The following is a 21982-nucleotide window of genomic DNA, read 5'->3' on the forward strand; positions in this document are numbered from 1 at the left end:
GTCTCAGTCGATGGGGTCGGGCAAGACCCGGAGATGCCCACGACGCCCCGGACGCGGCTTGACCGCACCGGAACGATGCGGTCCGCCTCCCGAACGGCCGCCGTCGGCCGGGGGCGAATCGAGCACGGGTCCGGTCGAGCGGTGTCGGCCCGACTGCACCTCGTCGAACAAATCCTGGTCGGCTCCGGCTCCGCCGCCGTCGGCGAACCCGACCCCAGGACGACCCGCGGAGTTGCGGAACGGCCGGCCACCACGGGCAGCGCCGCCACCGGCGGCCCCGACCTCGCGAACCGCTTCGGCGAGCGCGGTGAGTTCGTAGTCCTCGGCGACCGGCGCCGAGAAACCCCGCTCGCTGCGCAGCATCTGCCAGCCCCGCGGAACGGTGATCCGCGCCGCGTGATCGCCGCACAGATCCCACGAATGCGGTTCATCCGACGTCGCCAGCGGCCCGATGACCGCCGTGGACTCGGCGTACACGAAGGTCAGGGTCGCCACCGCCGCCCGGGAGCAGCCCGGTCGGCAGCACTGTCGGGGAAGCTTCACGCCCACGAGGTTATCCCGGCGTGTCGGCGATCACGGGTGGCGACACGCGCCTGCCGCCGACACCGGACGGGGGCTTGCGGACGGGCCTTGCGGACATGACGGCGCGGTGGCCACTACACTCGCGCCATGCGTATCGATCGGCGGCGGCAGGCGCGGGATCGCAATCCGTCACCGACCACGGCCGTCTCGCGTCGTACGCGCCGGGACCGCCGGGGCCGTGGACTTCGCGCGCCCCTGCTCCCGCAAGGTGTGCCGGCCTGGCAGAGCAGATCCGACGACTTCGACGCCGTCGTCCTGGAGGCATTCGCAGAGATCGACGGCCGCTGGCACGAGCAGTTGGCCGGACTCGATATTGCGGTGGACGAGATTCCCCGTTTGCTGCCGCGGGATCCGGAGACTGTGCAGTGGCCCGAAGAGGTGACCGCCGACGGGGCGGTGCCGTTGGCGCGCCTGATGCCGGCCGGGATCGATGTCGCGGGCCAGCCCACGCGGGCTCAGATCATTCTCTTCCGGCGCCCGCTGGAGAGCCGGGCCAAACGCGGCGCCGATCTTCTCGATCTGGTCCACGAGGTGCTGGTGCAACAGGTGGCCACCCACCTCGGCATCGACGAGGACACCGTCGACCGCGGGCCGGAGTGACTCCTACCCTCGCATCCTCGCGGGCAACGAGTTCGGGTCAGATGATCCCGCGCTTGAGGCGGCGACGCTCACGCTCGGAGAGCCCGCCCCAGATGCCGAACCGCTCGTCGTTGTGCAGCGCGTACTCGAGGCATTCGGCCTTCACCTCACACCCCTGACAGATGCGCTTGGCCTCGCGGGTGGAACCGCCCTTCTCGGGGAAGAACGCCTCCGGATCGGTCTGCGCACACAGCGCCCGGTCCTGCCACTGATCCTCGACCGCTTCGAAGAGATCGTCGAATTCGTTGGGCACCAGGGAAAGGTGCCGACGGGCTCCAGTGGCCTCGTCCATGGTTCCGGTGCCGCCGATCAGCGACTCGTCAACCGGCCCAAGGGTTCTGAACATCGAGTCCAAACCATCCTCGGGATCAAATGCGGAACTGTCTTGTGGTTCAAGGGGATTGCCGATCGCATTGTCAAAAGCCATCGTCGGCGCCTCCTGCCTGGGAAGTCGTTTCTCGTTCTGTCATCGTGCATCGCGACGCCACTGCCGCCTGCCACTCATACCCGTACATTCTCGATCTTCACCAAGTGTCCGGCGCGACGGTCACCCCGATGGTGTCCGAACAATCCGTCCGGATTCGAACAATTGATCGAAGCCCTTGCGGGCCAGTGCTTCTCGATCTCGAGCCCGGAATGACACTGATGTGATTACACACGCACACCGCGGGTCTGGTCAAGTTGAATCGAAAGATTCCTTAATACCATCGACCGACGCCGGAGCTCCGGTAAGACACGATGCGTGTTCGCCGGGGGGTGGATTCTCACATTCTGACCCGATCGCCCGGGGTCGGATCGTGGTCCGTGGTAGGGGCTCGGGAACCAGTCACTACAGTTGGTCGGGTGAAGGTGACGGTACTCGTCGGCGGTGTCGGCGGCGCACGATTTCTGACCGGTGTCCGCGAACTACTCGGCCCGACACCGTTTCCTGCCGTCGAGGCAGCCGACGAGGGGGCGCCGTCGGATTCGCCCGCGAGTGCACACGAGGTCACCGCGATCGTCAACGTCGGTGACGACGCCTGGATGCACGGGGTACGCATCTGCCCCGATCTCGACACCTGCATGTACACCCTCGGCGGTGGTATCGACCCCGAACGCGGCTGGGGACGCCGCGCGGAGAGCTGGCACGCCAAAGAAGAACTCGCCGCCTACGGCGCCGATCCCGACTGGTTCGGTCTCGGTGACCGCGACCTGGCCACGCACCTCATCCGCACGCAGATGCTCGACGCGGGCTATCGCCTCTCGGACGTCACCGCGGCGCTGTGCCGGCGCTGGCAACCGGGCGTACGCCTGCTGCCCGCCACCGACGAGAGGCATGAGACGCACGTCGTGGTGGCCAAACCCGACGGCGCCGAGGACGAACGGGTCGCGATCCACTTCCAGGAGTGGTGGGTGCGCTACCGCGCCCAGATCCCCACTTTCGGTTTCGCACAAGTCGGTTCGGATGAGACGCAGACCGCTCCGGGGGTGTCCGACGCGATCGCCGAGGCCGACATCGTGTTGCTCGCGCCGAGCAACCCGGTGGTGAGCATCGGCGCGATCGTCAGCGTGCCGGGTATGCGTGCGGCCCTGCGGTCCACGTCGGCGCCGGTGGTGGGGATCTCCCCGGTCATCGACAACCGGCCGCTACGCGGAATGGCCGACGAGTGTCTCGCAGTGATCGGGGTGCAGACGTCGGCGGCTGCGATCGCAGAGCACTACGGGGCGCGCAGCGGCAACGGCATCCTCGACGGCTGGCTCGTGGCCGACGGTGATCAGGCGCACGTGAACGGGATAACGGTGGGTTCGGCCCCCTTGCTGATGACCGACGCGTCAGCGACGGCACGGATGGTCCGCGCCGCGTGCGCGCTCGTCGGCGTTGCGACGCCCGAACACGCGGCCGGCGGACAATGGTGAGCATCGCCGACCACCGGGCACATGGCGCGATCGAGATCCTGCCGGTCACCGGACTGCCCGAGTTCACCACCGACTCCGATCTCGCAGCCGAGATCCTCGGCCACGCACCGTGGTTGCACGACGGCGACATCCTGGTGGTCACCAGCAAGGTGTTCTCCAAGACCGAGGGGCGGATGGTCACCGCACCGACCGATCCCGACAAGCGAGATGCCTTGCGACGCCGGCTCATCGACGAGGAGTCGGTGCGCGTGCTGGCCCGGCGCAACCGCACCCTGATCACCGAGAACCGCAACGGGCTGGTGCAGGCAGCGGCGGGCGTCGACGGCTCCAACGTCCCCACCGACCGGATCGCGCTGCTGCCCGTCGACCCCGACGCCAGCGCCCGATCGCTGCGTCAGGCGATCGCCGCTGCGGGCGGGCCGACGGTGGCGGTGATCGTCACCGACACCATGGGCCGCGCCTGGCGGACCGGACAGACCGACGTGGCGATCGGCGCCGCCGGGATCGCGGTGACCCACCCGTACGAGGGCGCAGTGGACGGCCACGGCAATCCGTTGCTGGTCACCGACATCGCCGTGGCCGACGAGATGGCCGCGGCCGCCGATCTGGTCAAGGGGAAGCTGGACGGAATCCCGGTGGCGGTGATCCGCGGATACGGCGTGGTGGACGACGGGTCCGCCGCGGCCGATCTGGTCCGCCCCACCGAGGACGATCTGTTTCGCCTCGGTACCGAGGAGGCGATCGTCCAAGGTCGCCGTGAGGCCATCCGCACCCGTCGGTCGGTGCGATCGTTCACCGACGCACCGGTCGATCCGCAGGATCTGCGCGACGCATGCGCCGACGCTCTCACGGCACCGGCTCCCCATCACACACACCCGGTGCGACTGGTCTGGGTCCGCGATCGCCGACGGCGACGGGAATTGCTGGACGCGATGGCGGCGGACTGGCGGGCCGATCTGGAAGCCGACGACAAGTCCGCCGAGTCCATCCAGAAGCGGCTTCGACGGGGCGCCATCCTCTATGAGGCAACCGAACTCGTGATTCCGTTCCTCACCCCGGACGGCGCCCACTCCTACCCCGACGCTCGCCGCGCGGCGGCCGAGCACACGATGTTCACCGTTGCCGCCGGCGGCGCGGTGGCCAGTCTCCTCGTCGCGCTCTCGGTTCGGGGGCTGGGCAGTTGCTGGGTGGGGTCGACCATTTTCGCGCCCGCGACGGTGACTCGTGTTCTCGACGTCGATCCCCGCTGGGAACCGTTGGGCGCGGTCGCCATCGGCCACCCGGCCCACGAACTCACGGTGCGTGATCCGGCGCCGACGGATCAGTGGCTGGTGCAACGATGACCGCTGCGTCGCTGCATTCCTCGACGGTGGAGCTGCTCACCTCCTGGGTCGCGCCGAGCCCCGAACAGGATTCGTTGCGGCACACCTACTTGGCCTTTCTCGCAGCCGCCCCCGATGCCTGCCTTCGCCGGTCGGTGCCCGGTCACGTGACGGCGTCGGCCATGGTCTTCACTCCTTCGCTGACCCACGTGTTGCTGACCTTGCACCCCCGCATCGGCAAATGGGTGCAGCTCGGTGGTCACTGCGAGCCGGAGGACCACACGATCGCCGCCGCCGCACTCCGGGAGGCGAGGGAGGAATCAGGTAATCCCGGCATCGAGCTGACCGGCGGCCTCGCACGGCTGCACACCCATCCGATCACTTGCTCACTCGGTGTGCCCACGCGACATCTGGACGTCCAATTCGCCGCTGTCGCACCACTTTCCGACACCGACACCGCGCTACCCGCGATCGTGTGCAGCGACGAGTCGACGGATCTGCAGTGGTGGCCGGTCGACGGCCTACCCGCGGACACCGATCGGATCACGGTGACACCGCTCATCAACGACGCACTACGGCTGTTACGGAGCCTGCCGGCTCCCATGGGACACGACTGATCCGGTCGCTCAGACCTGGATTCCCTTGCCCACGGTGACCACCCCACCCGCGCTCACCGCGAACCGGTCACGATCGGACTCCACGTCGACACCGACCTGCCCGCCGTCGGAGACCACCACGTTCTTGTCGAGGATCGCGTGCCGCACCACCGCGCCCTTGCCGATACGCACACCGGGCATCAACACGCTGCCCTCCACCACGGCACCGTTCTCGATCACCACATTCGACGACAACACCGAGTTGGTCACCGTGGCGCCCGAGATGATGCACCCGGCACCCACCACGGAGTCCGACGCGTGACCGCCTTGGACGAACTTCGCCGGCGGAAGGTTCAGTGATTCGCCGCGAATCGGCCACCGCAGATTGTAGAGGTTGAACACCGGATGCACCGACACCAGGTCCATGTGGGCGTCGTAGAAGGCGTCGAGCGTCCCGACGTCGCGCCAGTATCCCTTGTCTCGTTCGGTCGCCCCCGGCACCTCGTTGTCCTTGAAGTCGTAGACGTATGCGGTGCCTCGCCCCACAAAGGCGGGGATGATGTCGCCGCCCATGTCGTGGTCGGAGTCCGGGTCGGCGGCGTCGGCGCGGATCGCATCGACCAGTGCGTCGGTGGTGAACACGTAGTTGCCCATCGATGCGAACGCCGCATCGGGATCGTCGGGGGTTCCGGGCGGGTCACTGGGCTTCTCGAGGAAGCGGGTGATGAGACCGTCGTCGTCGGAATCGATCACACCGAAGGCGGACGCCTCGGCGCGAGGCACCCGGATACCGGCCACCGTCACGTCGGCACCGGAGGCGATGTGTGCCTCCACCATCTGTGAGGGATCCATCCGATACACGTGGTCGGCACCGAACACGACGATGTAGTCGGGCTTCTCGTCGAAGATCAGATTCATCGACTGGAAGATGGCGTCGGCACTGCCGGTGTACCAACGCGGGCCAAGTCGCTGCTGTGCGGGCACCGGTGTGATGTATTCACCGTGAAACCCCGATGACCACCAGGTCTGCGAGATATGGCGATCAAGTGAATGCGACTTGTATTGCGTGAGCACACAGATTCGTTCGTAGCCCGCATTGACGAGGTTGGACAGCACGAAGTCGATCAGTCGGTAGGCACCCCCGAACGGAACCGCGGGTTTGGCGCGGTCCATCGTCAACGGGTAGAGGCGTTTTCCCTCGCCGCCGGCGAGGACGATTCCGAGCACATGCGGCTGCGATCTCACACTTCCAACTTAACCGTCATCCCAGGCCGGGGCCAGACGAAAAGCAGTACGAAACGCCATAGTTGCGTGGGTTCGGTATCGAGATCGCACGCTGCGATGGCGAAGTGACCGCCGTACCGCTAGCGTCGTGTGCCATGAAGGTGGCGATGATGACGCGGGAGTATCCACCTGAGGTCTACGGCGGCGCCGGAGTCCATGTCACCGAACTCGTCCGGCATCTCCGTGATCTCGTGAGCGTCGACGTCCACTGCATGGGCGCGCCGCGCGACACGGCATTCGTCTACGCACCCGATCCCGCTCTCGCCGACGCCAATACCGCGTTGGCGATGCTCTCGACGGATCTACGGATGACCCACGGCGCCGCCGGTGCCGACGTCGCGCACTCGCACACCTGGTACACCGGCCTCGCCGGCCATCTGGCCGCCGAACTGTATGGCATTCCGCACGTACTCACCGCGCATTCGCTCGAACCGATGCGCCCGTGGAAGGCCGAGCAACTCGGTGGCGGGTACCGGGTGTCGAGCTGGGCCGAGCGTAATGCCGTGGAAAACGCCAACGCCGTGATCGCGGTCAGTTCGGGTATGCGCACCGACGTCTGCGACACCTATCCGCGACTCGATCCCGACCGGGTGCACGTGGTGCGCAACGGCATCGACACCACCGCGTGGTTCCCGGTGGACGAGCCGTTCGGCCCGGACTCGGCGCTCGTTCGTCTCGGCGTGGACCCGGATCGGCCGATCGCGGCCTTTGTCGGGCGGATCACTCGCCAGAAGGGCGTTGCGCACCTGGTGGCCGCCGCGCATCATTTCGATCCGGATGTGCAGTTGGTGTTGTGCGCGGGCGCCCCCGACACGCCGGAGATCGGCGCCGAGATCGAGGCGGCCGTGGCGCAACTGTCGGCGACGCGTGCCGGTGTGTTCTGGGTGCGGGAAATGCTACCACTCCCCCGCATCAGGGAAATACTGAGTGCGGCAACAGTTTTCGTGTGCCCGTCGGTGTACGAACCGTTGGGCATCGTCAACCTCGAGGCGATGGCCTGCGCCACCGCGGTGGTTGCGTCGGAAGTGGGTGGCATCCCGGAGGTGGTGCGTGACGGCGTCACCGGACGTCTGGTGCCCTACAACCCGGCCGACCCGGTGTCGTTCGAACGCGGCCTGGCCGAGTCGGTCAACGCGGTCGTCGGGGATCCGGCGGGCGCTGCGGCGATGGGCGCTGCGGGGCGCGAACGTGCACAGGCCGAGTTCTCCTGGTCGAGCATCGCCGAGCAGACGGTCGCGGTCTACGAGGCGTCGATGCGCTGAGCGGGTCGACACACAGTGGCGGTCACGGCGACGGTGACCGGTAGCGCTGTAGTGCCTCCGTTGGTCAATGCCGCTGCGGCATCAGCGATCTCGCGTGTGGTTCGGTGAAACGCGGACGGCCCCATGCCGACGAGGTCGCCGATCACCTGCGCATCGCAATCGTGGCGGTACACGATCTCCCTGTGGTCGATCACCTCGAAAGCGGGAGCGACGGCCTCGGCCACCTGCTCGGCCTTGTCGGTGGCGATGCTCAGCATTCCCATCGGCTCGATGAGTTCGGCGAGATGGTCGCGCCGGGGCGTGACGATCACCCAGATGCCGCCGGGCGCGAGGATCCGGAGGGTCTCGGACACGTTGCGCGGAGCGAAAACCGACAACACCTCAGTGGCGATCCCGTCGGCCAGTGGCAGCCTCCGCCAGACGTCGGCAACCACTGCCGCCGCCCGGTCGACGGTGCGCGCGAGGGTGCGCGCGCAGTACTTGGAGAGGTCGATGCCCAGTCCGCGCGCGTCCGCGGGCGCGTGCGCGAGAGCGGCATGAAGATAATGGCCAGGGCCGGAGCCGAGATCCACGATGATCGGGCGGCCACTCGACGCCTGCCGCCAGTCCGCGCCGATCTCGCCGACGCCCGCCACGACGCCGTCGAGAACCCCCGCCCGGTGCACGCGGACACGGGCGGCGACCATGTCGGCGGTATCAGAACGCATCGACATCGGCCGCCCGTCGAGCAGCGACACGTACCCCTGACGAGCGATGTCGAATGAGTGCCCGCCACCACAGCGCAGCGCTGATTTCTCCAGGGAGACCGGCGCACCGCAGATCGGGCAACGCAGAATGTCGAGCAGATCGCCGAGAGCGGCGATCGAGGTCAGCTGGTGACTCCGCGCAGTTCCTCACCCAGTGCGCTGGCCTCGTCGGCGGTCAGTTCCACCACGAGGCGTCCGCCACCTTCGATCGGAATGCGGACAACGATTCCACGCCCTTCCTTGGCCGCTTCGAGGGGGCCATCCCCAGTTCGTGGCTTCATTGCCGCCATGCGCGAACTCCCTTCAGACTGTTCCTCACCGGCCCATGCTGATCTTCACCAGCCGACGCCGGGCGTGACAACGGGCGTGCCGCCATGACAATGATACGTGTTCACCCCAACCGGCCCGCCCACCCGGGCGGTGTGTCAATCACGGGCGTCCGCGTCGGCCCTCTCCTGAAGGTTGTGAACGAGCGTGCGCAAATCGTCGATCTCGGTGGCGAGCCGGTCGAGAACCCAGTCGACCTCACTCTGCCGGTACCCGCGCAGTGTTTGGGCGAACATCAGCTCGCGGACGTCGCGGCCGCTGATCCCCGCGGCCGGCAGACGCGTGAGGGTGGTGTCCTTGTCGAGGGGAGGCAGATCTTCGCCGCGGCCGAACACGAACCACGCGGCAGCGAACACCGCCACCACCACGACGGCCATGATCAGCAGGTAGAGCAACAACGTCTGCATGAGACGAGTGTATGCGGACGTCACGCCGACCGGATCGGGCCGTGGCGGCTCGATCCGGTCGGCGGCGGTAGGTCTAGCTGGCCATCTCCGCGTCGTCGGATTCGATGACGCGGAGGGTGTTCATCGGCGGCCGGTCCTCGAGGTACACCTCGGTGGTGTGCGGGGTGAAAGTACCGTCGGGCTCCGCGGTGAACTGGGTGAGCCCGGTTCCGGAATCCTCGATCCCGCACCGGCGCATGAGCGTTCCCACGATCTGCCGACTCATCACGCCGAGTTCGATGAGCGGACGATTGCGGTGGGTGCGGACGCCGAGGTTCACCTGTCCGATCCCGTTGAGGCCGTAGCGGTCGTAGGTGTCGATGAGCAGGCCGATCTCGACGCCGTAACCGGGTGCGAACGGAACCGCGGAGAGCAATTCACGGGTACCGGCGTACTCGCCGCCGAGCGGCTGCAGGACTGCGGTGAGTTCCGGCTTCTGCGACGCGAGCAGCGGCCGCGCGACGAGTTCGGTGACGCGTCCTCCGCCGTTGGCGTCCTGGGTGCCACCGGTGCGCAGCGGGCGCCGGTAGTAGCCCTTGACGAGGTGGATCTCGGGGTTGATCAACAGCGGACCCAGCATCTTCGGCACGAACATCGGGTCGGGGTCGATGAGGTCGGAGTCGACGAACGCGATGATGTCGCCGGTCACTGCGGCGATCGAGCGCCACAGCACCTCGCCCTTCCCCTTCACCGGCTCGAGTTCGGGTACCGCCTCCTCACGCGAGATCACCTGCGCACCGGCGGCCAGCGCGCGCTCGGCGGTGGCGTCGGTGGAGCCCGAGTCGAGAACGATGAGTTCGTCGACCAGCGTGCCCAGCAGCGGGCGGATCGTGGCGATGACGTCGGCGACGGTCTCCTCTTCGTTCAGCGCGGGCAGGACCACCGACACGGTCCGCCCGTCCTTGGCTGCGACGAGTTCGTCGATGGTCCAGTCCGGTTGTTCCCACGTGTGGGTCTGCGACCATTCGCGATCCTCACCGAGCGAGTCGGCGGGTGCGGGCCACATGGCGGTCCTGTCCCGGTTGTTGGCTGCGGTCGCCCTGTGGCGCGGATGGGTTCGACGTGCCTGATCGGTCATGCGAGTCCCCTGACTGTTCGGGCGGGAGGTCGTGTTCCCGCTATGGCAGCGACCATGTCGACCACACGACGGGTGGCGGCGACTTCGTGGACGCGGAAGATCCTCGCACCATGTTCGGCGCTCAGCGCTGTCGCGGCCAGTGTCCCCTCTACTCGTTCGTCGAGGCCCACACCCAGAGTCTCCCCCACGAAGTCCTTGTTGCTGAGCGCCATCAACACAGGCCAGCCGGTATTAACAAGATCTTTTACGTGGCGTAACAGAGCCAAACCGTGATGGGTGTTCTTACCAAAATCGTGCGTCGGATCAATAACGATCGCATCACGGCGCACTCCAGCGGCCTCTGCCGCCCGAGCCGCGGAGGTCACCGACTCGATGACATCGCGCACCACGTCGTCGACGTGATCGCCGTAGGCCACTCGATGCGGACGAGTGCGCACCACCGCGCCGCCGGTGTGCGAGCACACGATGCCCGCTCCGCGCACGGCCGCGACCTTCACCAGGTCGGGGTCGGTTCCGGCCCACGTGTCGTTGATGAGGTCGGCCCCGGCGGCGCATGCCTCGTCGGCAACCTCCGCGCGCCACGTGTCGACGCTGATCAGCAGGTCGGGAAACGTGTCGCGTATCCAGCCGATCATGGGGATCACCCGGGCGATCTCGGTGGCCGCATCGACTTCCCGGCCGGGACCGGCCTTCACTCCGCCGATGTCGACGATGTCGGCGCCCTCGGCGACGACCTGCACCACCCGTGTCTGCGCGGCCTCGTCGGTGAACGCGGCGCCACGGTCGTAGAACGAGTCCGGGGTGCGATTGACGATGGCCATGACCAGCGCACGATCGGCCGCGACCGGGCGGCCGCACAACGTCGCGTTCATGCGGGCCAGCCTAACGATCGCCGTGCACTGCGTGCAGCGACGGGGATTCAGTTCTTGGGCACCCGCGCCTTGGCGACGTCCTCGGCATAGTCGTCGTAGAACTCGACGTAACCCTCCTCTCGTCCCCGCAGCACGTACAACGCATCGTCATCTACATCGCTGTAGCCCTGCTTGCGGAGTTCGGTCTTGAGGTTCTTGAACGTCGAGGTCGCCTCCAACTGATCGACGACGCGGATGAACAGCGGGATCGCGTAGGTCGGCATCACCTCGTAAAGGTGATCGGCCAGCGCCTTGCCGTCGAGTTTCTCGCCGTCGTGCAGCGTGACCGCACCCATCCCGGCCCGGCCGTCGGTGCGGGGCACCTCCACCCCGTAGACCACCGACTGGGTGACGGAGTCGAAGCCGTCGAGTCCGGCCTCCACCTCCGAGGTGGCGACGTTCTCACCCTTCCACCGGAAGGTGTCGCCGAGACGGTCGACGAAGGCGATGTGCGAGAAGCCCTGGTCGCGCACCAGATCCCCGGAGTTGAACCATTCGTCACCGTCCTTGAAGGCGTTGCGGATGATCTTCTTCTCGGTCTCGGCCGAATCGGTGTAACCGTCGATCGGCACCCTGTCGTTGATGCCCGAGACCAGCAGGCCCACCCCTCCGCGCTTGACCTTGGTCAGTCGGCCCTTGTCGTTGCGTTTGGGTTCGCCGTCCTCGTCGTATTCGACGATGGCGTAGGGCAGCGGACAGAATCCGGCGGTGCGTTCGGCGCTGAAGGCGTTGACGAAGACGAGGTTGAGTTCGCTGGCCCCGTAGAACTCCACGATCCGGTCGATCCCGAAACGTTCCTGGAATTCGTCCCAGATGTCGGGGCGCATCCCGTTGCCCACGGCCAAGCGCACCGAGTGCTGACGGTCGGTGGGCTTCTCCGGCTGCGCGAGCAGGTACCGGCACAGTTCACCGATGTAGCAGAAGGCGGTCGCCCGGTTGAGGATCACCTCGTCCCAGAACTTCGACGCGGAGAACTGCTTGCCGATGGCGAAGCAGGCGCCCGCGGCGAGGACCGACGACAGCGACACCGACAGCGCGTTGTTGTGGTACAGCGGCAGCGGCACGTACATGGTGTCGTTGTGCTTGAGCCGCACCGCAAGCCCGCCGATACCGGAAAGGCTTGCAAGCCAACGGTTGTGACTCATGACGCTGGCCTTGGGCAACCCGGTGGTGCCGGAGGTGAAGATATAGAACGCCTCGGTGGATGCCGGCAGGGTCGCGGTGATCGAGGGGTTCGTCTCGGGCTTGCCGTCGGCTTCCTTGTCGAAGGCGGCGAAGTCGAAGACCCGCTCGGGCAGTGCCGCGGAATCGATCGAGTCGAGCGCCTCCGCCGATTCGGGATCGTGCACCAGCACGCGGGCGCCGAGCAGCTTGAGGCTGTGTTCGAGCACATTGCCGCGTTGGTTGTAGTTGATCATCCCGGCGATCGCGCCGAGTTTCACGGTGGCCAGCATCAGCATCAGGTCGGTGGGGCAGTTGCGTGACACCAGCGCCACCACATCACCCTTGCCCACACCGTTGTCGGTGAGCGCCGCCGCGTAGCGGTTGACGGTGCGGTTGGCCTCGCCGTAGGTGGTGGTCTTGCCCTCGAACCGGATGAACGGACGTTCGGGGTGGTCGGCGGCGCGCTTCTCGAAGATCGAACCGATGGTGCGCTTGGCGTCCGGTGGGCGCCGGATCAGTCCGGGGGCATGCTTGACCATCCCGTACGCGTCGGGCGCCATCTTGACCACGCCCTTGACGAGGTCTGAGATACCGACGACTTTCGGTGCGCCACCTGACATCGAATTTTCCCTCCACCCTGAGCAACACACTCACCATGACAGTTGCGTGGAACACATCTTACCGGCCAGTAGCAAGTGCGATGGCACCCTCCACCGAATCGGCGGTCAGCAGTCTCTCCAGGGATCTCGCAGCCACGAAACCCGCAGGTACCAGGCCCTGCAGCCACGTGAGCAGTGGAAGGTAGAAGTCGATCGGGTCGAGCAGGATCACCGGTTTGGTGTGCATGCCGAGGTAGCCCGCCGTCCACGTCTCGAAGAGCTCTTCGAGCGTGCCGATTCCGCCGGGCAGGGTGATGAACGCGTCGGCGCGCTCGTCCATGAGCTGCTTGCGCTGCCGCATCGTCTCGGTGACCACCAACTCGTCGGCCCCGAGATCGGCCACCTCGCGTTCCATCAGCGCGCGCGGGATGATGCCGACGGTCCGCCCGCCCGCAGCCCTGGTGGCCTCGGCGACCGCGCCCATCATGGAGATGTTGCCGCCGCCGGACACCAGCGTGTGGCCACCGGACCCGATGGCGGTGCCCAGTTCGGCGGCGAGGTCGAGGAACGATCGATCAACCGGACCCGACGCGCAGTACACACAGATCGCGGTCATCGATCGCGCACCCGCGACGACTCCACCACTATCTGCACGGCCTCCTGCGGCGTGTCCACCACATGGAGGAGATCCAGGTCGCCGGCCGAGACCATCCCGGTGGCGAGGAGCCGGTCACGCATCCAGTCGACGAGGCCGCCCCAGTGGTCACACCCGATCAGCACGATCGGAAAGCGCACCACCTTCTTCGTCTGCACCAGGGTGAGCGCCTCGAACAGTTCGTCGAGGGTGCCGAAACCTCCCGGCAGGCAGACGAAGGCCTGCGCGTACTTCACGAACATCGTCTTGCGGACGAAGAAGTACCGGAAGTTCATGCCGAGATCGACCCACGGATTGATGTGCTGCTCGAAGGGAAGCTCGATGTTGAGCCCGATGGACCGCGAGGGAGTCTGTGCCGCACCACGATTGGCTGCCTCCATCACCCCCGGACCACCGCCGGTGATCACCGCGTAGCCCGCTTCCCCCAGTGCCCTACCGAGTTCCACCGCGAGGTCGTATTCGGGTGTATCGGGCGCGATACGCGCCGACCCGAACACGGTGACCGCCTCGGCCACGTCGCTCATCGCGTCGAACCCGGCGACGAATTCCGATTGGATGCGCAGCACCCGCCACGAGTCACGCATGGTGCGTTCGGTGCGCAACTGCTTGTCGCGTGGATCGACCCATTCGAGCAGCCGCCGATCCTTGGTCTCGGCGTCGGTGGGTGCGTGCACGGACTGGGGCGTGCCGAAGAATTCGGGCGGGTCGGACGACATGCTGGTCACGCTAGCAAGCTGGCGCACCCGAATCCCGGCACGCGCGAATCGCCGGGGTCCGATCTGCGTGTGTGGTCTGATGCGTGAGGACAGGGCTGCCAGGACAGGGCGATCAGGACAGGGTGATCAGGACGGGGCGATCAGGACAGGTAGGAGCGCAGCAGTTCGGCGACCTCGGTGATCTGGGCGGTGGGCACCCGCTCGTCGACGCGGTGGGCGAGGCTCGGGTCACCCGGACCGAGGTTGACCGCGGGAATGCCGAGTGCGGAGAACCGCGAGACGTCCGTCCAGCCGTACTTCGCCCGGAATCGTCCGCCGGCGGCGTCCACGAGGGCGGCCGCGGCGGGGTGGCGCAGGCCCGGCAGTGCACCGGGCGCCGAATCGGTGAGTTCCATGGTGATCCGGCCGGTGTCGAGGTCGCCCGCGAACACCTCGCGAACATGGTCGAGGGCGGTCTCGACGCTACGGTCTGGGGCGAAGCGGAAGTTGACGTCGACCCACGCCGCATCGGGCACCACATTGCCCGCCACCCCGCCGCCGATCCGTACCGCCGACAAGCCCTCGCGGTACTCGCATCCGTCGATGTCGACCCGGCGCGGCGAGTAGCGCTGCAGCGTGCCGAGAACGGTGTCGAGTTTGTGAATTGCGTTGTCGCCCATCCATGATCGGGCCGAGTGCGCTCGGGTACCGGACGCGGTGAGCCGCACCCGCAGGGTCCCCTGACAACCCGCCTCGATCTGCCCGGCGGTCGGTTCACCGAGAATCGCGACGTCGCCCGCCAGCCAGTCGGGTAGTTCCCGTTCGATGACACCGAGGCCGTTGTACTCCGCGGCGATCTCCTCGCAGTCGTAGAAGATCAGCGTCAGATCGTGCGCGGGTTCGGTGAGGGTGGCCGCCAGGTGCGCGAACACCGCGTCGCCGGATTTCATGTCGACGGTGCCGCAGCCATGTAGCACGTCGCCCTCGTCGGGGTCGGTGGTGCGCCGGTGCGGCAGATTGCCCGCCACCGGCACGGTGTCGAGATGGCCGGCGAGAATCACCCGGCTCGGCTTGCCGCGATCGGTGCGCGCCAACACCCGGTTACCGTGGCGGAGAATCTCGAATCCGGTGGTCTGGCGGCGCAACGCGTCCTCGACCGCGTCCGCGATCGCCGCCTCGTCGCGTGATTCCGACGCGATGTCGACCAGCGCCGCGGTCAGGTCGACCGGATCGGCGTGCAGGTCGAGGACGGCTTTCTCGGCGATGCTCACACCGTCAATCTATCCCGGGGCACTCAGTGGTCGACGCCTCCCAGGTTCCGGGTCGACCATCCCGGCATGTCGATGGTGGGTTCTCGGCAGCGAGACGAACCGCGCCCGCGGCCGGTGGTGGCAGCAGGGTCACACCGGCCGCATGTCGGCCGCACCGAAGGACACGCTGAATTGCTCGCACCACAGGAACACCGCGGGGTAGCGCGATTGGTCGACGTCGGCGGGAATCGCATAGACCTGGTTGCCGCGGTTGCCCTTGATCTGACCGAGGTCGACGTGCGGCGCGTTCGCCGCGGTGCGCCAGCCGCGCAGGCCTTCGATCACCTCGGCCGCCGACAACCAGACGTGAACGTCCGGCCCGGTGGTGGTGTCGAGATCTTCGATCGCGAGAACCCTGGATCCGTCCGGCTTTTCGATGACCGACACCATGCCCGACGTATCGTGCTCGTGACTGATCAGTGCGCCGCGTGAGATCACCACGGGTCCGGCGGGCGTGTCACCGCCGGGAGTCACCGATGCCGACGGCACCGCCACGGGTACGACGTCGTCGACCCGGGTGTGGACGAAGATCAGCCACGGCTTGAACACCGCGGCCGCGACGATTGCGGCGGCCACAATGATCACAGCGCCCCCGCCGACGATCCAGCGGAGACGACGGCGAGGTCGTCGCGCGGACATCCGGTTGTCGGCCATGACCCGACATTACGGACATCGACGTGGCCGCGACCAGGACCGATCGACCGGTCGAATGACATCGTCACCCATGTCCGGCTCGACCTCACCGCGCCTGCGGTGCGGGAACCGCCCCGGGAACCGTTGTGTCCGAAACATTCAAGACACCGCCGTACCGGCGCCGTAGCTTGGCAGGCATGACCACCCCCGAGCACCCTGTTCTCAACGCGCTGTCGTTCGTCGTCGCCGACATGGGCGCGACCGTTGCCTTCTACACCCGCCTCGGCCTGCGATTCGAGGCGGAAGCCGCTGGGGCACCACATGTCGAGACCACCGCGGCCGGCATGCGCATCATGTTCGACACCCGTGACGTGGTGGAGTCGTTCATGCCGGACTGGACCGATCCGTCCGGTGGCCACCGCGCGGCGCTGGCATTCGAGTGTGGCAGTCCCGCTGCCGTGGACGCCTGGCATCACGACCTGGCGTCGCAGGGATACGGCTCGGTGCGCGAACCCTTCGACGCCGTGTGGGGTCAGCGGTACGCGGTGATCAGCGATCCGGACGGGAACCCGGTGGACCTTTATGCCCCGCTGGGCTGACGTGTCCCGGCCGGCTTCACGCTCACGGCGAATGCGGGCGGCGGCGCGCCGGCGAGCTCACTGAACTCCCGGTGCATGTGCGAATAGTCGGCGTATCCGGCGTCCGCGGCGACGTCGGAGAGCGGACGGCCGCCGATCAGTCTCATCGCTGCACGCATCCGCAGTACCCGCGCCAGGGTCTTGGGGCCGTATCCGAAGGACTGCAACGACATTCGGTGCAGGGTGCGTGGTGTGACACCCAATGCCTCGGCGCAGTCGGCCACGGGGATGCCCTGACCGAGCATCGAGACCAGGGCATCGATTGCGAGCGGAACGCCATCGTGAGTGCAGCCGGCACAGAGCGTCCGTAGCGTCGCGGCGGGATCGTCGGACTCCGCCAGCATGTCCGACCAGCGCCGCACCCGGGTGGTCGGCCAGATGTCGGCGGCGGGTACCCGCAGATCTGTGAATCGGGACGCGGGATGTCCCAGCAGACCCGGCGCGTGGCCGGGAGCGAATCGTAGGCCCACGATGTCGCGTCGGATCGCGCTGGAGAACACGTTGGGGACGGTGTCGGGGCCTGCGATGAGCAGCGTGTCGCCGGTCCAGATCACATCCATGCAGCCGTCGGGCAGAATCACCGCGTCGCCGGGCGGGGTGGCGGCACGCCAAAGCGTCACCCGTGTCCCGCTTCCGGCAGTCATCCGCTTCAGTATTGCGTGGGGGGAACTGCCCTGTCACGCGGGACGAAAGTCCCTCTCCGGACACACTCGCGCGCGCCGATAATGGAGGTAGCGGATCGTCGACTCTGAGGAGATGATCACATGTCCGCTCATTCGGAAACCAATGGACAACATCCCGTCGCTGTTGCGGGTTTCGTCCTCACACTCTTCGGCTTCATCGCCGCACCGGTCGCGCTCGTCGCCCTGGCCTTGGGTCACGGTGGTGCCGCTCTGGTCGCCGGAATAGTGGCGATCGTCGTGTTGAGCATCGGGATCGCGATGATCACCGTGATGACCAGGCGGATGCACCACGGCGCACTGGTCCCCGATATGACGCCGACAGAGGAACAGCACTACCTCGACGAGTACCGGCACGAGGTGGCCTGACCGGCACGGCCGAGTAGTGCACGTCGTGTCGCGGACTGACACGTTGGCGGTCCGGTGGCGCCGGTAGACTCGTCGCCCGTGACTACGATTGGTGCTTTCGCGACCGGTATCGCCACCGTCACCAACGGTGGCTCGAACGACCCGGGTGTGGTTCTCGACGTCTGGTATCCCGAGCCCGAACTCGGTACCCACTCGACCTCCGACACCAGGGTCCTCTCCGGGGACGAGACGCCGTCGGAGCTGACCGCGCTGGTGGGTGCCGACGCCGTGCGTGGCGTGAAGACCGTGGCGGTGCAGACCACCATCGCCGATCTCGGCGAACCTCCCGTCGACGCCTACGACGTGTACCTGCGCCTGCACCTGATCTCGCACCGTCTGGTGAAGCCGCACGCGGCGAATCTCGACGGCATCTTCGGCTTGCTGGCAAATGTCGTGTGGACCAATCACGGACCGTGCCCGGTGGAGGGATTCGAGAAGGTGCGCGGCCGACTGCGGTCGCGCGGCCACGTGACGGTGTACAGCATCGACAAGTTCCCCCGCATGGTCGACTACGTCGCACCGGGCGGGGTGCGGATCGGTGATGCCGACCGTGTGCGGCTGGGTGCTCATCTCGCGGCGGGTACCACGGTGATGCATGAGGGGTTCGTCAACTACAACGCCGGGACGCTCGGGTCGTCGATGATCGAGGGACGCGTGTCGGCGGGTGTCGTGGTGGGCGACGGCTCTGACATCGGCGGCGGCGCCTCGACCATGGGCACCTTGTCCGGCGGCGGCAAGGAGGTCATCTCGCTCGGCAAGCGATGCCTGCTTGGCGCCAACTCGGGATGCGGCATCGCGCTGGGCGACGACTGCGTTATCGAGGCGGGCCTGTATGTCACGGCCGGCACCAAGGTGACCGGACCCGATGGGTCGGCGGTGAAGGCACGGGAACTCTCCGGGCAGTCGAATCTGCTGTTCCGCCGCAACAGCATGACCGGGGCGATCGAGGTGCGGCCGTGGAAGGGTGACGGCATCGCGCTCAACGCGGCGCTGCACAAGAACGACTGATCAGATCCCGGAAGTTGCCGGTTGACGCGCGATGGCCGCGTCAACCGGCAATTTTCTTGGGTCGTGACGCGGGACGGCGGCGACCGGTTCAGTCGGCGAGTCGCTGCGCTGCCGCGTCGATGCGCTCGTCGGTGGCGGTGAGCGCGAAACGCACATGCTCGGCGCCGCGTGGTCCGTAGAAGTCGCCCGGAGCCACCAGAATCCCGCGTTGCGCCAGCCACGCCACGGTGTCGCGGCACCCCTCGCCGCGAGTGGCCCACAGGTACAGGCCGGCCTCGGAGTGATCCACCCGGAACCCCGCACCGCGCACCGCGTCGAGCAGCCGCATGCGACGCGCCCGATAACGCTCACGCTGGGCGTCGACGTGGACGTCGTCGCGCAGGGCTGCGGTCATCGCGGCCTGCACCGGGTACGGCACGATCAGCCCGGCGTGCTTGCGCACCGCAAGCAGTTCCGAGATCAGCTCTCGATCGCCGGCGAAGAATCCCGCGCGATAGGACGCGAGGTTGGAGATCTTCGAGAGCGAATGAATGGCGAGCACTCCCGTGTGATCACCGTCGGTGACCCGCGGATCGAGAATCGAGACCGCCTCGGTGTCCCAGGCCAGGCCGAGATAGCACTCGTCGGATGCGACCACGGTGTCGTGGTCGCGCGCCCACTCGACGACCTTGCGGAGATGGTCGACGCCGAGCACGCGCCCGGTCGGGTTGGACGGCGAGTTGACGAACATCAGGGCGGGCGCGGTGCGCCCGCGCACCGGACCGAGTTGCACGGTTGAGTCGGCGCGCACCGGAGTGGCCCCGGCCAGCAGCGCGCTCACCTCGTACGTGGGGTAGGCGACCTCGGGAATCACCACGGTGTCGCCGGCCCCGACCCCGAGAGTGGACGCGAGACCGGCGATCGCCTCCTTGGTACCGATCACCGGCAGGATGGAATCCTCGTCGAGTCCGGTGGCCCCGTAGCGACGCGACAGCGCGTCGGCGGCGGCACCACGTAGTTCTGCGGTACCCACCGTCGTCGGGTAACCGGGAAAGGCCGACGACTCGTAGAGCGCGTCCCGGATACCCGCATCGACATCGTCGATCGGCGTGCCCACGGACAGGTCGACGATGCCGCCCACGTGTGCGGCCGCCACCGATTTGGCCTCGGTGAGAGTGTCCCAGGGGAAATCGGGCAGGAGCGTGCTGATACGGCGGCGCCGGACCGACAAAGTCAGTCCTCGCCCTCACCCATGGGCGGCAGTGCCTTGATCAACGGTGCGTCGTAGTCCACCTTGCCTGTCTTGGCGGCACCGCCGGGCGAACCCAGCTCGTCGAAGAAGTCGGCGTTCGCACTCACATAGGGTTCCCACTCGTCGGGGACGTCGTCCTCGTAGAAGATCGCTTCCACCGGACACACCGGTTCGCAGGCACCACAGTCGACGCATTCGTCGGGCTGGATGTAGAGCATCCGTGCACCCTCGTAAATGCAGTCCACCGGGCATTCCTCGACGCAGGCCTTGTCCAGGACATCCACGCAAGGCTCCGCGATGATGTACGTCACCACAATCTCCTTCACTACAACGAGCTCGTACCCGTCGCGCCGGCGGCGAAGCGTCAACACGCTCCCACGGTGCGACCGGTCTCGGCGCGGGGCTGTCGCGCCACACCCGCACCGAGTTCGTCAGTCCCCCACCCACGGGTTCGGCGCACATGCGTACTCAAGGGTAATCGTCGGTGTGGCCCGGATCGACACCCGCCCCGGGCGGATGGCCCGATGACGACGAAGATCACACCTGCCGGCCCCGGCTCCGACCGACCCCGCTGGGACGCAGGCGAGTTGCGGTCAGCGTGACGACAACTCTCGCCTCTCCTCGTGCGTGAGCGCATCCTGTGTCGCGTGAGTGCGCGTCTCCTTCTCCCCCGACGCAGTGTCGCGCTGCCGGCGCTGCTGGCCATCGAGCGTTGTCGGCGGCAGTGACCTTCCACCGTCCTGACGCCGATCCGACCGGGAGAAACCATGACCTCAACACTCGATCCGACCCGACCATCCGCTCGAAGCGGTAGCCTGCCCACCCGTCTGCGTCCCGCCGACCTGTTACGCGTCACCGATCAAGGTGTGGCCGATGTGCTCGACGGCCGTTACGACCACCTCTTGCCGCACGAGTGGGACCCCGTGGAACGCTGGTCCACCCGCCTCGAGTCCAACGACGATCTCGACGTCTGGCTGATCAGCTGGACGCCGGACCGTTCGACCGACCTGCACGACCACGCGGGTTCTCTCGGCGCGCTCACCGTGCTGTCGGGTGCATTGCGCGAATATCGGTGGACCGGCGACGATCTGGCGCTGCGCGTGCTGTCCGCCGGCGACCAGGCAGCCTTTCCGCTCGGATGGGTTCACGATGTGCAGCACCACGCGAGTGCGCCACCGTTACGTGGGGTGTCGGGGTCGGCAGCGGTGCAGGCGAGTCCCGGCACGGTCCACGGACCCACACTGAGCGTCCACGCGTATTCACCGCCACTGACCGCGATGTCGTTCTACGAGGTCACCGACTCGAGGTCGCTGCGACGTACGCGCACCGAGCTCACCGACGAACCGGAATAGTCTGGCGGACATGCCCATGACGATCAACGATCTGCTGCTCACCGCCCGAGAGAGCCTCGAGCGCGTGAGCGTCGGCGATCTCGCCGGTGAACTCGACGACGGGGCCTACCTCGTCGACATCCGTCCCGCCGCCCAGCGAGCCCGCGAAGGCGAGTATCCGGGGGCGCTTGTCGTGGAGCGCAACGTGCTCGAATGGCGGTTGGACCCGGCCAGCGACGCGCGTATCCCGGAGGCCGTCGACCACGACGTGCGCTGGATCATCCTGTGTTCGGAGGGCTACAGCTCGAGTCTGGCGGCGGCGGCGTTGCAGCAGTTGGGCCTACACCGCGCAACCGACCTGGTAGGCGGCTATCAGGCAGTGCTGGCACAGAACACCTGAGCCCCCCGCTGGTTGAGCGACCCCCGCTGGTTGAGCTTGTCGAAACCCCCCACCCGCCGGTCGAGCGCCCACCCGCTGGTTGAGCGACCCCCGCTGGTTGAGCTTGTCGAAACCACCCACCCGCCGGTCGAGCGCCCACCC

25 protein-coding genes and 1 pseudogene are annotated in these 21982 nt (G+C 67.2%); 10 read left to right on the forward strand and 16 right to left on the reverse strand.

The window, feature by feature from the left end; all coding sequences use genetic code 11:
• Positions 1-3: 3 nt before the first annotated feature.
• Entirely contained in the window at positions 4-543 is a 540-nt protein-coding gene (locus tag ACWDTD_RS00830) for a DUF3499 domain-containing protein (protein ID WP_449745162.1), read from the reverse strand.
• A 126-nt stretch (positions 544-669) separates the two neighbouring features.
• Here ACWDTD_RS00830 and ACWDTD_RS00835 point away from each other — a divergent pair, with 126 nt between their 5' ends.
• Positions 670-1182 (forward strand): metallopeptidase family protein, encoded by a 513-nt coding sequence (locus tag ACWDTD_RS00835; protein ID WP_449745163.1) that lies wholly within the window; start codon positions 670-672, stop codon positions 1180-1182.
• A gap of 37 nt (positions 1183-1219) precedes the next feature.
• On the opposite strand, the gene ACWDTD_RS00840 is transcribed toward ACWDTD_RS00835, so the two are convergent.
• Positions 1220-1477 carry a WhiB family transcriptional regulator gene (locus tag ACWDTD_RS00840; RefSeq protein ID WP_449745468.1) on the reverse strand — a complete coding sequence of 86 codons (258 nt, stop codon included), beginning with the start codon at positions 1475-1477 and terminating at the stop codon, positions 1220-1222.
• 587 nt (positions 1478-2064) lie between these two features.
• Here ACWDTD_RS00840 and cofD point away from each other — a divergent pair.
• Genes cofD through ACWDTD_RS00855 form a run of 3 tightly spaced genes read left to right on the forward strand, consistent with a single transcriptional unit; the run spans position 2065 to position 5056 of the window.
• Positions 2065-3117: a 2-phospho-L-lactate transferase gene (cofD, locus tag ACWDTD_RS00845; protein WP_449745164.1), complete on the forward strand. Its 1053-nt coding sequence runs from the start codon at positions 2065-2067 to the stop codon at positions 3115-3117.
• The gene (locus ACWDTD_RS00850; protein WP_449745165.1) at positions 3111-4460 is read left to right on the forward strand and encodes a coenzyme F420-0:L-glutamate ligase; all 1350 of its coding nucleotides are present in this window, start codon (positions 3111-3113) and stop codon (positions 4458-4460) included. The genes cofD and ACWDTD_RS00850 overlap by 7 nt, the downstream gene beginning before the upstream one ends.
• Complete coding sequence (locus tag ACWDTD_RS00855) at positions 4457-5056, forward strand: NUDIX domain-containing protein (RefSeq protein ID WP_449745166.1); 600 nt, start codon at positions 4457-4459, stop codon at positions 5054-5056. Before ACWDTD_RS00850 ends, ACWDTD_RS00855 begins: the two co-directional genes overlap by 4 nt.
• Before the next feature lie 9 nt (positions 5057-5065).
• On the opposite strand, the gene glgC is transcribed toward ACWDTD_RS00855, so the two are convergent.
• A complete protein-coding gene (gene glgC / locus ACWDTD_RS00860) occupies positions 5066-6280 on the reverse strand; it encodes a glucose-1-phosphate adenylyltransferase (RefSeq protein ID WP_449745167.1) in 1215 nt (404 codons plus the stop codon).
• Positions 6281-6414: 134 nt separating this feature from the next.
• Here glgC and glgA point away from each other — a divergent pair, with 134 nt between their 5' ends.
• On the forward strand, positions 6415-7581 hold the full coding sequence (glgA, locus tag ACWDTD_RS00865; protein WP_449745168.1) for a glycogen synthase: 1167 nt from the start codon (positions 6415-6417) through the stop codon (positions 7579-7581).
• On the opposite strand, the gene ACWDTD_RS00870 is transcribed toward glgA, so the two are convergent.
• The 10 genes and pseudogenes from ACWDTD_RS00870 to ACWDTD_RS00915 form a co-directional block, all read right to left on the reverse strand.
• A complete protein-coding gene (locus ACWDTD_RS00870; RefSeq protein ID WP_449745469.1) occupies positions 7560-8453 on the reverse strand; it encodes a putative RNA methyltransferase in 894 nt (297 codons plus the stop codon). The two genes, glgA and ACWDTD_RS00870, sit on opposite strands and share 22 nt — an antisense overlap.
• A complete protein-coding gene (locus ACWDTD_RS00875) occupies positions 8450-8617 on the reverse strand; it encodes a DUF3117 domain-containing protein (RefSeq protein WP_449745169.1) in 168 nt (55 codons plus the stop codon). The genes ACWDTD_RS00870 and ACWDTD_RS00875 overlap by 4 nt, the downstream gene beginning before the upstream one ends.
• A 159-nt stretch (positions 8618-8776) precedes the next feature.
• Positions 8777-9061 (reverse strand): annotated as a pseudogene (locus tag ACWDTD_RS00880) (DivIVA domain-containing protein); the annotation flags it as partial.
• Between the two features lie 73 nt (positions 9062-9134).
• Positions 9135-10178, reverse strand: coding sequence for a glucosyl-3-phosphoglycerate synthase (locus ACWDTD_RS00885; protein WP_449745170.1), 1044 nt, complete (start codon positions 10176-10178; stop codon positions 9135-9137).
• Complete coding sequence (gene folP, locus ACWDTD_RS00890) at positions 10175-11050, reverse strand: dihydropteroate synthase (protein ID WP_449745171.1); 876 nt, start codon at positions 11048-11050, stop codon at positions 10175-10177. Before folP ends, ACWDTD_RS00885 begins: the two co-directional genes overlap by 4 nt.
• Before the next feature lie 47 nt (positions 11051-11097).
• On the reverse strand, positions 11098-12873 hold the full coding sequence (locus ACWDTD_RS00895) for a long-chain-acyl-CoA synthetase (RefSeq protein WP_449745172.1): 1776 nt from the start codon (positions 12871-12873) through the stop codon (positions 11098-11100).
• Positions 12874-12931: 58 nt separating this feature from the next.
• On the reverse strand, positions 12932-13468 hold the full coding sequence (locus tag ACWDTD_RS00900; protein ID WP_449745173.1) for an LOG family protein: 537 nt from the start codon (positions 13466-13468) through the stop codon (positions 12932-12934).
• A complete protein-coding gene (locus tag ACWDTD_RS00905; protein ID WP_449745174.1) occupies positions 13465-14223 on the reverse strand; it encodes an LOG family protein in 759 nt (252 codons plus the stop codon). Before ACWDTD_RS00905 ends, ACWDTD_RS00900 begins: the two co-directional genes overlap by 4 nt.
• A gap of 140 nt (positions 14224-14363) precedes the next feature.
• A complete protein-coding gene (dapE, locus tag ACWDTD_RS00910; RefSeq protein WP_449745175.1) occupies positions 14364-15473 on the reverse strand; it encodes a succinyl-diaminopimelate desuccinylase in 1110 nt (369 codons plus the stop codon).
• Positions 15474-15602: 129 nt separating this feature from the next.
• On the reverse strand, positions 15603-16115 hold the full coding sequence (locus tag ACWDTD_RS00915) for a DM13 domain-containing protein (protein ID WP_449745470.1): 513 nt from the start codon (positions 16113-16115) through the stop codon (positions 15603-15605).
• 227 nt (positions 16116-16342) lie between these two features.
• Here ACWDTD_RS00915 and ACWDTD_RS00920 point away from each other — a divergent pair, with 227 nt between their 5' ends.
• The gene (locus ACWDTD_RS00920; RefSeq protein WP_449745176.1) at positions 16343-16744 is read left to right on the forward strand and encodes a VOC family protein; all 402 of its coding nucleotides are present in this window, start codon (positions 16343-16345) and stop codon (positions 16742-16744) included.
• Here the strand turns inward: ACWDTD_RS00920 and ACWDTD_RS00925 are convergent.
• Positions 16726-17427 carry a helix-turn-helix domain-containing protein gene (locus ACWDTD_RS00925; RefSeq protein WP_449745177.1) on the reverse strand — a complete coding sequence of 234 codons (702 nt, stop codon included), beginning with the start codon at positions 17425-17427 and terminating at the stop codon, positions 16726-16728. The two genes, ACWDTD_RS00920 and ACWDTD_RS00925, sit on opposite strands and share 19 nt — an antisense overlap.
• A gap of 120 nt (positions 17428-17547) precedes the next feature.
• On the opposite strand from ACWDTD_RS00925, the gene ACWDTD_RS00930 reads away from it, so the two are divergent.
• Both ACWDTD_RS00930 and dapD read left to right on the forward strand, forming a co-directional pair.
• A complete protein-coding gene (locus tag ACWDTD_RS00930) occupies positions 17548-17832 on the forward strand; it encodes a hypothetical protein (protein ID WP_449745178.1) in 285 nt (94 codons plus the stop codon).
• 78 nt (positions 17833-17910) lie between these two features.
• The gene (gene dapD / locus ACWDTD_RS00935; RefSeq protein ID WP_449745179.1) at positions 17911-18879 is read left to right on the forward strand and encodes a 2,3,4,5-tetrahydropyridine-2,6-dicarboxylate N-succinyltransferase; all 969 of its coding nucleotides are present in this window, start codon (positions 17911-17913) and stop codon (positions 18877-18879) included.
• A gap of 88 nt (positions 18880-18967) precedes the next feature.
• Here dapD and dapC read toward each other — a convergent pair whose 3' ends face one another.
• Positions 18968-20089 (reverse strand): succinyldiaminopimelate transaminase, encoded by a 1122-nt coding sequence (gene dapC, locus ACWDTD_RS00940; protein WP_449745180.1) that lies wholly within the window; start codon positions 20087-20089, stop codon positions 18968-18970.
• Between the two features lie 2 nt (positions 20090-20091).
• A complete protein-coding gene (fdxA, locus tag ACWDTD_RS00945; RefSeq protein ID WP_449745181.1) occupies positions 20092-20424 on the reverse strand; it encodes a ferredoxin in 333 nt (110 codons plus the stop codon).
• A 453-nt stretch (positions 20425-20877) separates the two neighbouring features.
• Here fdxA and ACWDTD_RS00950 point away from each other — a divergent pair, with 453 nt between their 5' ends.
• Together ACWDTD_RS00950 and ACWDTD_RS00955 are read left to right on the forward strand one after the other, a co-directional pair.
• Positions 20878-21462: a cysteine dioxygenase gene (locus ACWDTD_RS00950; RefSeq protein WP_449745182.1), complete on the forward strand. Its 585-nt coding sequence runs from the start codon at positions 20878-20880 to the stop codon at positions 21460-21462.
• 10 nt (positions 21463-21472) lie between these two features.
• A complete protein-coding gene (locus tag ACWDTD_RS00955) occupies positions 21473-21841 on the forward strand; it encodes a rhodanese-like domain-containing protein (RefSeq protein ID WP_449745183.1) in 369 nt (122 codons plus the stop codon).
• The last annotated feature ends 141 nt before the right edge of the window (positions 21842-21982 follow it).

Source organism: Gordonia sp. NPDC003425 (genome assembly GCF_053588635.1).